Genomic DNA, 14,090 nt, shown 5'->3' with positions numbered 1-14,090 from the left:
CAAGCAAGCCGTTCATGGCTCCTCGCAAAATGTTAGGGTAGCCTTCGTGCCGAAGACTCCCTCATCAGGTTCGATGCTGCTGCGCAGGGCCGCCCGGCGTCGACTCGCGCTGCTCGTGCCCGGAGCCTTCACCCTGTCGTTGTGGCAGGTCTGTGAGGCGCTCGTGCCCGTCGCCATCGGAATCGTCGTCGACGTCGCGATCATCCCGCGCTCCCTTCCGATGCTCGCCGTCTCGATCATCGGCATCGGCCTGCTGTTCACGGTGCTCAGCCTCGGGTATCGTTTCGGCTCCCGCTTCTGCAACTCCGCCCGTGAACACGAAGCCCATGCCCTTCGCGTCGAGATCACCCACGCCGCGCTCACCTCGGCGAGCCTTCCACCCGACCGAGCCTCCGGCGAGGTCCTCTCGATCGCTTCGGCAGACGCCGACACCGCAGCTCAGTCCTTCGCCCAGGCCGGGCGCGGTATCGCTTCGGTGCTGGGCATGGTGACTGCCGCAGTATTCCTCCTCATCGCTGACCCAGTGACCGGGCTCGTCGTCCTCATCGCCGTACCCTTCGGGCTACTCATCGTCGCCCTTCCCAGCCGTTCCGTGTCCGCGAAGGCCGCAACCCAGCTCGAAGCAGTCGCCGGAGCCGGTCGTTCCGCATCCGACCTGATGCACGGTCTGCGCGTGATCAAGGCCATGGGCGGTGAGCCCTGGGCCGTGCGCCGCTATGAGAAGACCTCCGACGAGGCCGCGACAGCCGGCATCGCCACCGGTGAGAGAACAGGCCGACTCGCAGGCCTGGGTGCTCTCGTGATGTCGATGGTGCTCGCGGTCGTCCTCGTCGTCGCAAGCCTGCGGCTCGTCGAAGGGCAGATGAGCGTCGGCGCACTCATCGGCATCCTCGGTATGACCGCGTTCCTCACCGAACCGATGCGCGCGCTCGCCGACATCGTCGGCCTCTTCGCCCAATCGCACGGCGCGGCAGGCAGGATCGCCAGGCTCCTGACCGACATCGACTCCGCCGAGGCTGTTCCCTCGGCCGCGGCACTCACATCGACCGACGCAGACACTGAGACAGAATCAGACGAGACAGAATCCGACAAGAGCGCCCCTCGCCGAGGCGGGAGGCTGATCAGGATCCATATCGGCGACACCGCGGTCGACGTCCGCGATTGGGCAGTCGGTGAGGACCGCAGTGTCGACTTCACAACCGAGTTCGGCTCGCTGACGTGCATTGTCACCGAGCGCGCCGAGCCGACGACGGCACTCCTCGCAGCGCTGGCATCCCATGCCCGCGGAACGAGTCCCGACCAGATGATCGTCTCGCCCCACACCGTCGACCTCTTCGAGGGCACGATCCGCTCCAACATCACCATGGTCGTCGGCACGACCGACCACCCTGTCCCCGCAGAGGTGCTCCTCGCATCGGGGGTCGACGAACTCCTCGGACTCATCGACGGGGGACTCGACCACCGAATCCAGGAACTCGGCGGCAACCTCTCGGGCGGCCAACGGCAGCGCGTGGCCCTGGCCCGAGCGCTGAACGCCGACCCGAGCATCCTCGTCCTCCACGAACCCACCACCGCCGTCGACGCCGTCACCGAGGCACGCATCTCGAGCGGAGTGAGCGATCTGCGTCGAGCCAGCCGATCGGCTGCCACCGTCATCGTCACCAGCTCTCCGGCATTCTTGGCAGCCGCTGACACGGTTGTCTTCGTCCCTGCGAACGGACAGGTTCTCATCGGCGGTCACGCCGAACTCCTCGCAGCGGAGTCAGCGGCCGCAGAGTCCTACCGTCAGGCGGTGACCCGATGACCGCGTCCCCCGCGCCCGCTACTCTGTCGATCGCCTCGAGGCGACGCTCCTTCTCCCACCTGGCACCGCTGTTGCGGGCGCGAACCGGATGGCTTGTTGTGCTCGCCGTCTCGGGTCTGGCCAACGCCGGTGCCGGGCTCGTCGGGCCCTGGGCGATCGGCCGCCTCGTCGACGAACTGCCCACCGGCGCCGGCTCGGATCTCGTCTGGACCTGCGCGATCGCTGTAGCGGCCGCCGGCATCGTCATGGCACTGGGCACGTGGGTCAGCGCTTGGTCACTGGCCCATATCGCCATGCCCGTCGTCGCCGAGCTGCGCACTCAGGTCGTCGAGTCCGCGCTCAGACTGGATTCCCAGCGCATCGAGAAGACTGGCACCGGCGACCTGGTCTCCCGCGTCGCCGACGATTCCCGCAAGATCAGCGAGGCGGCCGCCCAGGTGCTGCCTCTCGTCGTCGAATCGCTGCTCATCGTCATCGTCTCCGCCGTGGGCCTGGGCGCGATCGACTGGCGACTGGGACTCGTGGGCCTCGTCGCACTGCCGATGTACTGGCTCACCCTGCGCTGGTATCTGCCCCGATCGGAACCGATCTACAAGGAGGAGCGGGCGGCGTTCGGCAGGCGCGCCGGTCGACTGCTGGGCGGGCTCACCGGAGCACAGACTCTCCGTGCCTACCGAGCTGAGTCAGGAGAGCTGGCTCGTATCGACTCGGCCTCCGGGCAGGCCAGGGACCTGTCGATCGGAGTGTTCAGCTTCCTCACCCGCGCCTTCTCGCGCAATAACCGCGCCGAGGCTGTCGTACTCTCCCTGCTCCTCATCGCCGGATTCGTCCTGGTCTTCGCCGGCGAGACGACCGCAGGCGCCGTGACCACCGCGGCCCTGGTTTTCCACCGCCTGTTCAATCCCATCGGCGCCCTAGTCGGCCTTTTCGACCAGATCCAATCCGCGGGTGCCTCGCTGACCCGCATGGTCGGCGTCATCGACGAAGCCGCCAGCTCGCCGAGGCGGACGACCGACATCAGCATCGACCGGCCCGCACTGGTGTTGGAAGACCTGTGGTTCACCTACGACGAGGATCCGGAATCGAGCAACCACGTCCTCAAGGGCGTGAATCTGCGACTGGAGCCGGGCGAAGTCGTCGCCGTCGTCGGCACCACCGGGGCCGGGAAGTCCACGCTGGCACGGATCGCGGCCGGACTCTCCGCACCCACGCACGGTTCGGCGCGACTCGAATCCGGCACAGCCTCCTCGGCGAAAGAGCGCACCGAAAATGAACAGTCGGCGGCTCCTCTGACCGCGCTGCCCGAATTCGTGCTGCGCTCGCACATCACGATGGTCGCCCAGGAGGTCCATACCTTCAACGGCACCCTGCGCGACAACGTCGCCCTGCCCGTCCCTGACGCATCGGACGAACAGGTCGCTGCGGCCTTGGACATGGTGGGAGCCGATTGGGTGAGCGAACTTGCACACGGTTCCGACACCGAGGTCGGTGACGGCGGAACCCGTCTGAGCGCGGTGCAGGAGCAGACGATCGCCCTCGCCCGTCTTGTACTGGCGAATCCGGACTTCGCAATCCTCGACGAGGCCACCGCCGAGGCGGGATCCGCCGGAGCCCATACCCTCGAGCAGTCGGCCAGGGCCGCACTTGCCGGGCGCGGAGCCCTCGTCGTCGCCCACCGCCTCAGTCAGGCCGAGACCGCTGATCGCGTGCTCGTCATGGAGCACGGACGGATCGTCGAAGAGGGCCCACACGAGGAACTCGTCGCCCAAGGCGGTCGCTACGCCCGGCTGTGGGAGGCGTGGTCGGCCTGAGCCCCCCGGGCGTCAGCGAGGATTGCGAGTCAGCTCAGACCCAGCACCGCCGTCGCGATCGAGAAGTAGAGGATGAGGCCAGTGGCATCGCAGAACGTGGAGATGAAGGGGTTGGAGAACACCGCAGGGTCCGCGCCCACCTTCTTCGCGATGATCGGCATCAGTCCGCCCACGGTAGCCGCCATGATGCACACGGACAGCAGCGTGAGCCCGATGACCAGTCCGATCGCCCACCCGTAGACGAGGCCGGCGACGAGGAAGCCCAACAGGCCGAGAACGGCTCCCAGCAGTGCGCCGACCCGCAGCTCCCTCCAGATGACCCGGCCGAGGTCGCGGACTCTCACCTCGCCGACGGCCAGCGCCCGGGTCACTGTCGTCGCAGCCTGGTTGCCGGTGTTGCCGCCCGTGCCGGTCAGCAGGGGGATGAACAGGGCAAGGATGACGACCTGATCGAGCCGGTCCTCATACACTTCGAGGACCTGGACGGTGAGGATCGCGGAGACTGCGAGGACGAGCAGCCAGACGATGCGGCTCCTGACCAGGCGCACGATGGTGCTCGACAGGTAAGAACGGTCGAGGGGTTCGGAACCGCTGGACCGAGCGATGTCCTCCGCGTCCTCCTCGTCGACGATGTCGAGGACATCGTCCATCGTCAAGATGCCCACGAGCCGTTCCTCCTCGTCGACAACCGGCATCGCGATGAGCCGGTGCGAGAGGAACTGGCGGGATGCCTCCTCACGGTCGGTGAGCGCATGGGTGCTGATGGAATCGCGGACGATTTCACTGATGACCGTCGACTCGTCGGCGGCGATGAGATTGCGCAGCGACACGACGCCGAGGAGCACACGGCCAGGGCCGACCACCGGCAGCAGGTAGACGGTTTCGGGTCCGTCGATGCGGGAGTGAACGACCTCCATCGCCTCGGCGGCCGTCCAATCCTCGTGGAGGCTGAGCACCTCAGGGGACATGTAGCGGCCGATCGCCGACTTCGGATACCCGAGAACGGCCGTCGTCATCTCCCGTTCCTCGGCGTCGAGTCCGCTCATGAGCCGTCGGGTGACATTGGCCGGAAGCTCACCGAAGAGTTCGGCACGGTCGTCGGGGTCCAGGCCCTCGACGATATCGGCGATCTCGGGTTCGCGGAGGTTCTGGATCAGGTCCGCCTGATAGCTCGGCGTCAGATTCTCGAACACCGCCAGGGCCCCGTCCTTGTCCAGTACTCGGAACAGGACCGCCGACTGCAGCGGGGTCGTCGTGTGGACGAGCCGGGTGAGCTCAGGGAGGGAGACCTGGTGTGCGAGATTTGCGACGGTGTCCATGGCCGACCGGTCGATTCGTCCCGACAGTGCGGATTCCAGGCGGTCTGCCGCCGAGTCGTCCACCGTCATGTCTGTCATGACTGCCCCCTCACATCCGCTGTCTCTGTCATCGTTGTCCACCATATGCCACAGCGCGAGGTCACTTCGGCACTGCCCGAACCGTTGGAGTCCTAGCATGGAGGCATGAGCAGGGCACACCAGGAAGCGGCGCCGGACATCGCCGCACTCGCATCGGCCATCGCCGAGCCCACACGAGTGATGATCTGCACCTGCGTCCTCGACGGCAGAGCCTGGACGCTGACCGAGTTGTCCCGTGCACTCGGGCTGCCGATGTCGTCGACCTCGGAACATGTCAGCATCCTCATCGACCGCGGAGTCCTGGCGGAGCGCCGACAGGGTCGGCACCGTTATGTCCAGCTCGCCTCGGCAGATATCGCCGATTGGCTCGAGCACACCGGAGCCCTCGCAAGCCAGCGGGTCGAATCGGCCTCGTCTCTGGTTGCGAAGACCCGTGACCGTCACCTCCTCGAGGCGAGGACCTGTTACCGGCATATCGCAGGAAAGCTCGGCGTCCGATTGTTCGCAGCCCTGAGCGCACACGGGTGGATCGACGAGGCGGTGACCGTGACCGATTCCGGTAGGGAGGCAATCGCGGAGGCGTGGGGCATCGATGTGCCGACCACAACGACATCTGCCCGTCCGGTCACACGCCGCTGCCTCGATTGGACGGAACGACGGACCCACCTCGGCGGGTGGCTCGGAGACGAACTGTGCCGCGACTTTCTCGACCGCACGTGGATCACGCGCCGACCGAGCAGTCGAGCTCTCAAACTCACACCTGCCGGCCGGGAGCGTCTCGACTGGATCCTGATCACAGAGGTGACACAGCTATGAGCACACCGTCCGCACCGATCCCTACCTTCCACCGTCTGCACCGCCCGGGGGAGCCATTCATTCTGCCCTGCGCCTGGGATGTGGCGAGTGCCCGATTGTTCGCCGAGGCTGGTCACCCTGCCGTCGGCACGACCAGTCTCGGTGTGGCGGCCGGCATCGGCGCCGCCGATGAGGACCGCGAGACTCTGACTGCGATGGCCGCTCTCATCGCGAACATGCGGCGAGCACTGCCAGAGGGCCTGCTCACCTGCGACTTCGAAGATGGGTACAGCGACGATCCGAAGGGCGTCGTCGATATTCTGCGAAGGAGTTTCCCGAGTCTGCCTGCCCCGGCGGTTGCACCGGGTGGACATCGTGCCTCATCTGAGGGTGTCCTCGCCGTCGACGGCATCAACATCGAGGATTCTGCTCGCGGTCGACTCCTCCCCGCGGTGGCGCTTGCTGGCAAGGTGAACGCGATCAAGGACGAATTTCCGGATCTCTTCGTCAATGCTCGGATCGACACCTATTGGACAGGGCAGGACAACCTCGGCGATACCCTCGACCGGATGCGGCGCTACGTTGATTCCGGAGCCGATGGGATCTTCGTTCCCGGCGATCTCGAACTGAACGTCATCGCCGGCATCGTCGATGCCTGCCCGCTGCCGGTCAACGTCCTCGCCAGTCCTCGCTTCTCACTTGAGCAGTTGGCCGACGTGGGCGTAGCGAGGATCAGCACGGGGTCGCTGCTCTATCGAACTGCGGTGTCTATGGCTCTGCAGTCCTTGGAAGGCCTGGCTTCTGGCCGCCCGGCACAGACCGCGAACGTCCTGTCATATTTCGCGGTCTCGGACGTGGACTCATAGACCCCGTTGCTCGATCCCATCGTCGGCGAGTGCGTCGACATCGAGGTCATCACCGGAAAGTTCGGCTACCTCTGCATCGTCGTGGTCCTCGGAGACCATGTGATCGCTGCGCCGGTTCCCCTGTTCGGCTGCAGGTGAGGAATCGGTGGAGAATTCGTCCGGTATGTCGGGCGCTGCATTTCCCGATTCCATGTCTTTGGCATCCAACAGCTCGTTATCGGCGCCTTCGATGCCGGTTCCCTCCGGACCTTCGGCGCCGGGTTCGACAGAGGGAGCGGACGAAGCGTCGAGATCACTGTCGACGTCGAGGGCGTCGGCCTCAGCCGCGTTGAGCTCTGGGTCGTCCAAGTCATCAGCGGTGGGCTCGTCGAGCGTCGGGTCCTCGACCTCCAGGTCGTCCTGCCACTGCGTCGGTTCGTTGGGATTGTCGCTCATGATCTCTCCTTCGCGTGTGGTCGATCAGTATAACTCTCACGGACATTGTTGCACGCGAGCTCGGCCTTGCCGATAGGGTCCATGGCGATACCTGTGGTGCGGCGGCTCAAAGGCGCCGCAGCTCATCGGCGCCCGTGGTGCTCCTTCCATTCAAGCCAGTCCCAGCGTTTGAGGAATGATCGAGCCGCGTTCGCCCCCGAGTCGATGAGGTCGAGTTTGTCCCCCCGTGACAGGGCGAAATCGGTGCTGCTGTGGCGGACGGTGTCGACGAAGATCGTCCGCTCGGTGATCGAAGGTTCGTCGATGTGGCGTCGGTCGTGGGCATTGATCATGGTCGACAGGAGAGAAACGGCGTATTGGTAGGTGTTCGCATTCGGTCGCCATTGTGCGCCTGCCGTCGTCCTGGCTGACAGCATCACTCCCAGAGTCGGCCAGCGCGCTGGTCGCTGATCCTTTCGGTCGAAGAGGTCGACGGGGAAGTTCGACAGCAGGCCCCCGTCCGAGCCGAGCACCGATGAGCCGCCGGCGATGCGGCGATCGGCCGGCAGTGATCTGGGTCGGAAGTAGAACGGCATCGCCGCCGAGGCGCAGACAGCGTCCGCGACGGACTGCGAGTCCGGGTCGACGCCGAGCGCCGGGCGGTAGTCCCAGGGCAGACGCAGCATTCGACCGCGGGAGACATCCGAGACGATGACGACGAGGCGGTACTGCCGTTCGGGAGGCAAGGCACTTTCCGGGTCGTGCAGGCGGAGGTCTGCCCATGTGCGGATGCCCTGTGCGGTGAGGATATCGTCAAGGAAGTCGTGGAGGGCAGTGCCGAGGTACATTCCCTTGTGGAACAGCAGCCCCTGGACCTTTCCGAGCCATGGCGTGAATCGGAAGGCGGGGCTGAGGTCCTCGAAGTCGGTGAAGTCTTTGCCGAGGATCGTCTCGGTGAGGCGCTCAGGTGGAATGCCCGCGGTGGCCAACGCGCCAACGATCGCGCCGGCTGAGGTTCCCGCGATGCGGTGGATGGAGTAGTCGGCCGAGGTCAGCGCATTGACAGCGCCGACGAGCCCGGGAAGTTTTGCTCCTCCGCCTTCGAGGACCAGATCGGTGAGGGGCATAGCGTCCTCCTTCTCAGCGGCCTCAGTGCGCCTGTGAACTCCGCGTCGATGCTCCTCCTCTCATTGTCACCCAGGCTGGGTGCGGACGAGGAAAGGAGGAGCTCGTGTCCCTCGTCAGCCCCTGGCAGCGGCGGGGTCGGCAGAATTGAGCTCCGCAGCCGGCGAGGCAGTGTTGGGTTCCGCGGCCACGGGACGACGGCCGGTGAAGTGCTCCATGGTCTTGTTGACGCCGAGGAAGTCCAAGGTTCGGTCGAATGCCCGTGTCGGCAGCAAACGCAGACTTGGCAGCAGACGGACCAGGGCGGGCATAATCAGCTGCTCACGTCCGGCTTCGATGGAGTCGATGACCTTGGTGGCGACGTAGTTCTCCTCGAGGATGGGCAGGAGACGGGGGAACTTCGTCGTGACACCCTCGAACATGCCTGTGTTGATGTAGAAGGGACACACGACGAGAGTTCCGACCTTGCTGCCGTCGGTGCGCAGTTCGTTGCGCAGGGACTCGGTGAAGCCCAGAGCTGCGAACTTGCTGGCCGAGTAGTCGGTCTGCTTGGCCACACCGGTGAGGCCAGCGGCGCTGGCGATGGTGACCACGCTGCCGCGGTTCCGTTCGATCATTCCAGGCAGGAAGGCACGTGTCGTCCAATACAGGGCGAAGACATTGACGTCGTAGACGCGTCGAACTGCGTCCTCATCGGCTTCCAGCAGCTTCTTGCCGGTGACGATTCCCGCGCAGTTGATGAGGACGTCGATCGGTCCGGTTTCCTCTGCGGCCGCTGTGACCTGGCTGGAGTCGCCCACGTTGACTGCAAACGAGCGGGCTTTCGCTCCGGTTGCCACGAGTTCATCGCGAACGGCCTGACCGGTCTCGGCAGAGAGGTCCCAGATGAGAATCTCTGCGGCTCCACGTGCCGCAGCGTCCAGAGCCATCAGGCGTCCGATGCCGCTGCCTGCACCGGTGATCAGTACTCGTGCACCTCTGATTTGGGTACCGCGGGTCATATGTCTGCTCCTTTGCATCGTGAGTCTGAGCGCATGGTTCGATTGGGAACCCAGTTGCAGACATCACATTACATGCCATGGTTACCGATACGTAACCAGTTGGTCGCATCCGTTTTCACTCTCAGGAGTGATGTCGGCCCGGACGGGTGCCCTCTACCGTCGTGGATGGCCGAGGCAGACGCTTCCGGTCATCCTGCGAATGGAGTCAGTATCGTGCGTTTCATCAAACAGCTCATCGCCGTCGTGGCAGTCACCGTCCTCGGAAGCGTCGCCACAGATTTCGTCGGAGGGAATGGGGTGCTGGCCCTGGCGGCCGGGCTCATCACTGCGACCCTGACGCTCGTTGTCTATCACGCAGTCGTTTCGCGCACGGAGAATCGCACTGTCACCGAGGTGTCCCACGCAGGCGCAGACCGGTCGCTCGGCCTCGGAGCGCTCATCGGCATCGGCCTGTTCTCTCTCGTCATCGTGATCATTGCGCTCCTCGGCGGATACACCGTCGACGGCCTCGGATCCCCGGGGGCACTGCTGGGATTGCTCGGGTTCATGGCAGCAGTCGCAGTCACTGAGGAAGTGATCTTTCGAGGTGTCCTGTTCCGGGTCATCGAAGAGCGGACAGGCTCATGGATCGCCATGGCGGTCACCGGTCTGGTGTTCGGCCTCATGCACCTGCTCAACCCCAACGCCTCCTTCTTCGGTGCGATCGCCATCGCGGTCGAGGCCGGCTTCATGCTCACTGCCGCATACATGGCGACGAGACGACTGTGGGTGCCTATCGGTCTGCATTTCGGGTGGAACATGGCTGCCGGTGGAATCTTCAGCACTGAGGTATCCGGAGCCAACACGCCGCAGGGACTGTTGGATGCAACGATGTCTGGACCGGTGCTCATCACCGGGGGAGACTTCGGTCCCGAAGGCAGCGTGTTCTCCATTGCCCTCTGTACGCTTGCCGGTGCCATCTTCATCGTCACAGCCCATCGTCGCGGCAGAATTCTTCCTCCGCGCCATCGGCAGCAGGTGCCCGGGGACTCCCGGCCGGTGCTCGCAGAAGGCTGAGCCCGGAATCGCAGAGAACCCCCGGATTTCTGAGGAAATCCGGGGGTTCTCTTGTGTGGTGGCTCCGACCGGCGTCGATCCGGTGACCTTTCGATTTTCAGTCGAACGCTCTACCAACTGAGCTACAGAGCCAGGCCGCAAACATACGTCAAGTATGTTGAGAGAAACAAAGGCCCTTCCGAAGAAGAGCCTCGTGCTCCGCGACCCTGACCGGACTCGAACCGGCGACCTCCGCCGTGACAGGGCGGCGCGCTAACCAACTGCGCTACAGGGCCTTACTATGTTGCATCTGATCCGATGTCGGACTTTACAATCCTACACCGTACCCCCAACGGGATTCGAACCCGTGTCGCCGCCGTGAAAGGGCGGTGTCCTAGGCCTCTAGACGATGGGGGCCCAGGTTGACCTCGGATTCCCCGGGGCAACGACGTTAAGCTTATCCCAACCATTTCGAAGAGTGCAAACCGGCAACCCGTGTCCTCGGTCACACTGTTTCCGGGCTCCGCGAGAGGGCATGGAGGACAAAGGTTTGAGGCCCGCGGGACAGCGGCCCACAGTCCCTTCTGAGATCGTCCCGTTAGGCTGGTGGGCATGGAAGACCTCAGTGAAGAAGAGTTCGAAGCGATCCTTGACGAGGCACTCGACCAGCTTCCAGCGGGCGTGACCGATGAGCTCGACAATGTCGCTCTTTTCGTCGAGGACCGGCCTGAGGATGGCAATACACATCTGCTGGGCCTCTATGACGGAACGCCGGTGGGGGAGCGCGGCATCTCCGGACTCGAGCTGCCGGACAATATCTTCCTCTACCGCGACAACCTCATTGCCTTCGCAGAAGACCGAGACCACCTGCGGAGCGAGATCGTCATCACCATCGTCCACGAGATCGCACACTTCTACGGAATAGATGACGAACGGCTCCACGAGATCGGCTGGGGCTGAGCTGTACAACCTCCGCAGTTGACCGTGAACGCCGGCGTCACCCCAGGTCGTAGGTGGTATCTGACTCTTCAGCAACCGTCATTGATTGGCGCTCGGGCCGGGACTTCGCTTATTGTGGGCGGGTACCCATCAGCACTCGATACAACATTCCGTCCGTATCGACGCGGGAACACAGGGGCGAATGCCCTGGGCAGAAATGCTCCGCGTGTCCTCGCAGATTTACGGGCAGGAGGCACGACCCCTTTATGACAGTGGCATCCAAACCGACAAGCGCGGCTACCCCGGCCGTCCGTGTGCTCAACCTGGCAGGCATCGATTACACCCTGCACAGCTTCGATCACGATCCGAGCACACGCCGTTACGGAACCGAAGCAGCCGACAAGCTCGGCGTGGGCTCGGACCAAGTATTCAAGACCCTCATGATCCAGGTCGACGGCGCACCCGTCACCGCCCTGGTTCCCGTGTCCGGGCAGCTCGACCTCAAGGGCCTCGCCTCCGCACGCGGAGCGAAGAAGGCTCAGCTGGCTGGCGTGGCCGAGACCGAGCGTCGCACCGGCTACCCGGTCGGCGGGGTCTCCCCGTTCGGGCAGCGCCATGCTGTGCCGGTCGTCATCGACCGCACCGCACTCGAGCACTCCTCGGTCTTCGTCTCCGCAGGTCGTCGCGGCCTCGAGATCGAAATCCGTCCCGAAGATCTCGTCATGCTGACCAATGCACAGGTCGGAAAGATCGCAGCCCTGGACTGATCAGTCCAGCACTGATCACGTCCATTCGACGTCACCGACGGCGGGCTCTGCCTGCCCTGCGGTGACGTCTGCGTAGATCGCCAGGGCCGCGTCCACCTCGGCGACGGGGACCATCATGTCGATGACGACGGCGGCACCGTAGCGCGACCGCGTCGTCCATCCTCTGTTCCCGGCCGCCCGGTCCAGGGCATTGGCCTGGGCATAGTCGACCTCGGCGCGCACAGGCACCAGCTCATGTTTGGTCACCACGCGTGCCGTCTCCAATGCCGCCGAGGTGGCCTGGCCGTAGGCGCGGACGAGTCCTCCCGCACCCAGCAGAGTTCCCCCGAAGTACCTGGTCACGACCGCAACGACGAACGTCAGCTGGTGACCGGAGACGACGTCGAGGATCGGTGCCCCTGCCGTTCCTGCCGGTTCGCCGTCATCGCTGAAGCGCTGCGTGCGCGAATCCGGATCGAGGACGAACGCGGTGCAATGATGGCGCGCCTTCGGATGGGCGCTGCGGCGCTCGGCGATGACCTCCCTGGCCTCTGCCTCATCGGCGACCGGTGCGAGGAATCCGATGAAGCGTGACTTCTTGATCTCGATCTCGGCTTCGGACACGGCGGCGAGCGTGCGGTAAGGCATGCCGGTCACTCTACCGAAAACCACGGACGCGGACCGTTTCACCGGAATCTGATCTACGATGATCGGACGAACCTGAACAATGGTGAAAGGGTGATGCGTTGTGCAGCAGCTCAGCGAGGCAGACATCTCAGCGATCAAGGACGAATCCGCCAGGGCCTACGAGCTCGATCGGGCGCACGTCTTCCACTCCTGGTCGGCGCAGGAGCTGCTTGAGCCGATGACCGTCTCCCGTGCGCAGGGATCGACCATCATCGACGGCCAGGGGCAGTCATTCCTCGACTTCTCCTCCCAGCTGGTCAACACCAACATCGGGCACCAGCATCCGAAGGTCGTCCAGGCCATCAAGGATCAGGCGGACCTGCTGTGCACGATCAGTCCCGCCCATGTCAACGGCGCTCGTTCGGAGGCCGCCCGCCTCATCACCGATCGCACCCCGGTCGGACTCGACCATGTGTTCTTCACCAACGGCGGAGCCGACGCGAACGAGCACGCGATCCGCATGGCCCGGCTGCACACGGGCAAGCATAAGGTCCTCTCCCGCTATCGCTCGTATCACGGCGGCACCGAGACCGCCGTCAACGTCACCGGCGACCCGCGTCGCTGGTCGAATGATCGTGGTGACTCAGGTGTCGTCCACTTCTTCGGGCCCTTCCTCTACCGGTCCGAGTTCTCTGCCACCACAGAGGCGGAGGAGACCGAGCGGGCGCTGCGGCACCTCGAGCGCACCATCGAACTCGAGGGGCCGTCGACGATCGCCGCAATCATCCTCGAGACCATTCCGGGCACAGCAGGCATCATGCTCCCGGGCAGCGACTACATGCGCGGCGTCCGTGCGCTGTGCGACAAGCACGACATCATCTACATCGCCGACGAGGTGATGGCCGGGTTCGGTCGCACCGGCAGATGGTTCGCCTTCGAGCACTTCGACGTGGTGCCCGACATCATCACCTTCGCCAAGGGCGTGAACTCCGGCTACGTGCCCTTGGGAGGGGTGATCATGGACGATGCGATCTATGGTTCATTCGCACAGAAGGCTTACCCCGGCGGGCTCACCTACTCCGGTCATCCGCTGGCCTGCGCAGCAGCGGTGGCCACGATGAAGGCCATGGACGAAGAGGGCATGACGGAGCACGCCAGACGTATCGGCGAGGAGATCATCGGGCCACGGCTGCGCCAGATAGCGGAGAACTCGAAGCACGTCGGCGAAGTCCGCGGAGTCGGCGCCTTCTGGGCGATCGAACTGGTCTGGGACAAGGAATCCCGCGAACCGCTGGCGCCCTACGGTGGGGGCTCGCCCGAAGTCGCCTCGGTGGTTGCTGCACTCAAGGAACACGGCGTCGTCCCTTTCAACAACTACCACCGTCTTCACGTCGTCCCGCCGATCAACATCAGCGAAGAGGACCTCGAGACCGGGCTGGGCGTCTTCGAGAAGGTCCTCACCGACCTCGACTTCTCCCGCAAAACCTGCCCGACGTCACTAAACACCCCCGGCGCCGGGCGCTATTAGTG

Annotated in this window: 13 protein-coding genes and 3 tRNA genes; 8 read left to right on the top strand and 8 right to left on the bottom strand. The window is 64.6% G+C overall.

Annotated elements, in window-relative coordinates; all coding sequences use genetic code 11:
- Positions 1–46: 46 nt before the first annotated feature.
- Both ACE03M_RS19310 and ACE03M_RS19305 read left to right on the top strand, forming a co-directional pair.
- Complete coding sequence (locus tag ACE03M_RS19310) at positions 47–1,804, top strand: ABC transporter transmembrane domain-containing protein (protein ID WP_485935636.1); 1,758 nt, start codon at positions 47–49, stop codon at positions 1,802–1,804.
- Entirely contained in the window at positions 1,801–3,615 is a 1,815-nt protein-coding gene (locus tag ACE03M_RS19305) for an ABC transporter ATP-binding protein (protein WP_485935634.1), read from the top strand. The genes ACE03M_RS19310 and ACE03M_RS19305 overlap by 4 nt, the downstream gene beginning before the upstream one ends.
- A gap of 29 nt (positions 3,616–3,644) precedes the next feature.
- Here the strand turns inward: ACE03M_RS19305 and mgtE are convergent, their stop codons facing one another.
- The gene (gene mgtE, locus ACE03M_RS19300) at positions 3,645–5,012 is read right to left on the bottom strand and encodes a magnesium transporter (RefSeq protein WP_485935632.1); all 1,368 of its coding nucleotides are present in this window, start codon (positions 5,010–5,012) and stop codon (positions 3,645–3,647) included.
- 105 nt (positions 5,013–5,117) lie between these two features.
- On the opposite strand from mgtE, the gene ACE03M_RS19295 reads away from it, so the two are divergent.
- On the top strand, positions 5,118–5,828 hold the full coding sequence (locus ACE03M_RS19295) for an ArsR/SmtB family transcription factor (RefSeq protein WP_143922260.1): 711 nt from the start codon (positions 5,118–5,120) through the stop codon (positions 5,826–5,828).
- Positions 5,825–6,673 (top strand): isocitrate lyase/PEP mutase family protein, encoded by an 849-nt coding sequence (locus ACE03M_RS19290; protein WP_222103594.1) that lies wholly within the window; start codon positions 5,825–5,827, stop codon positions 6,671–6,673. Before ACE03M_RS19295 ends, ACE03M_RS19290 begins: the two co-directional genes overlap by 4 nt.
- Here ACE03M_RS19290 and ACE03M_RS19285 read toward each other — a convergent pair.
- From ACE03M_RS19285 to ACE03M_RS19275, 3 genes are all read right to left on the bottom strand, one after another.
- On the bottom strand, positions 6,668–7,108 hold the full coding sequence (locus tag ACE03M_RS19285; RefSeq protein WP_143922259.1) for a hypothetical protein: 441 nt from the start codon (positions 7,106–7,108) through the stop codon (positions 6,668–6,670). The two genes, ACE03M_RS19290 and ACE03M_RS19285, sit on opposite strands and share 6 nt — an antisense overlap.
- 122 nt (positions 7,109–7,230) lie before the next feature.
- A complete protein-coding gene (locus ACE03M_RS19280; RefSeq protein WP_485935629.1) occupies positions 7,231–8,214 on the bottom strand; it encodes a patatin-like phospholipase family protein in 984 nt (327 codons plus the stop codon).
- Positions 8,215–8,328: 114 nt separating this feature from the next.
- Positions 8,329–9,213, bottom strand: a complete 885-nt coding sequence (locus ACE03M_RS19275) for an SDR family oxidoreductase (RefSeq protein ID WP_143922257.1) — start codon at positions 9,211–9,213, stop codon at positions 8,329–8,331.
- Between the two features lie 213 nt (positions 9,214–9,426).
- Between ACE03M_RS19275 and ACE03M_RS19270 the strand changes: the two genes are divergently transcribed.
- Positions 9,427–10,269, top strand: a complete 843-nt coding sequence (locus ACE03M_RS19270; RefSeq protein WP_485935627.1) for a CPBP family intramembrane glutamic endopeptidase — start codon at positions 9,427–9,429, stop codon at positions 10,267–10,269.
- A 56-nt stretch (positions 10,270–10,325) separates the two neighbouring features.
- On the opposite strand, the gene ACE03M_RS19265 is transcribed toward ACE03M_RS19270, so the two are convergent.
- The 3 genes from ACE03M_RS19265 to ACE03M_RS19255 all read right to left on the bottom strand — a co-directional run bounded on the left by ACE03M_RS19265 (position 10,326) and on the right by ACE03M_RS19255 (position 10,665).
- Positions 10,326–10,401, bottom strand: a tRNA-Phe gene (locus tag ACE03M_RS19265).
- A gap of 69 nt (positions 10,402–10,470) precedes the next feature.
- Positions 10,471–10,544 (bottom strand) — tRNA-Asp (locus ACE03M_RS19260).
- A 48-nt stretch (positions 10,545–10,592) separates the two neighbouring features.
- A tRNA-Glu gene (locus ACE03M_RS19255) sits at positions 10,593–10,665 on the bottom strand.
- Between the two features lie 195 nt (positions 10,666–10,860).
- Here ACE03M_RS19255 and ACE03M_RS19250 point away from each other — a divergent pair.
- Positions 10,861–11,208, top strand: a complete 348-nt coding sequence (locus tag ACE03M_RS19250; RefSeq protein WP_143922255.1) for a metallopeptidase family protein — start codon at positions 10,861–10,863, stop codon at positions 11,206–11,208.
- A gap of 245 nt (positions 11,209–11,453) precedes the next feature.
- The gene (gene ybaK / locus ACE03M_RS19245) at positions 11,454–11,954 is read left to right on the top strand and encodes a Cys-tRNA(Pro) deacylase (protein WP_143922254.1); all 501 of its coding nucleotides are present in this window, start codon (positions 11,454–11,456) and stop codon (positions 11,952–11,954) included.
- A gap of 15 nt (positions 11,955–11,969) precedes the next feature.
- Here the strand turns inward: ybaK and ACE03M_RS19240 are convergent, their stop codons facing one another.
- Entirely contained in the window at positions 11,970–12,581 is a 612-nt protein-coding gene (locus ACE03M_RS19240; protein ID WP_485935624.1) for a YigZ family protein, read from the bottom strand.
- 100 nt (positions 12,582–12,681) lie between these two features.
- On the opposite strand from ACE03M_RS19240, the gene ACE03M_RS19235 reads away from it, so the two are divergent.
- Positions 12,682–14,088 (top strand): aminotransferase class III-fold pyridoxal phosphate-dependent enzyme, encoded by a 1,407-nt coding sequence (locus ACE03M_RS19235; RefSeq protein WP_485935622.1) that lies wholly within the window; start codon positions 12,682–12,684, stop codon positions 14,086–14,088.
- Positions 14,089–14,090: the final 2 nt, after the last annotated feature.

This window comes from Brevibacterium sp. AGC70 (assembly GCF_057334195.1).
This window is presented reverse-complemented; position numbering and strand designations above follow the sequence as displayed.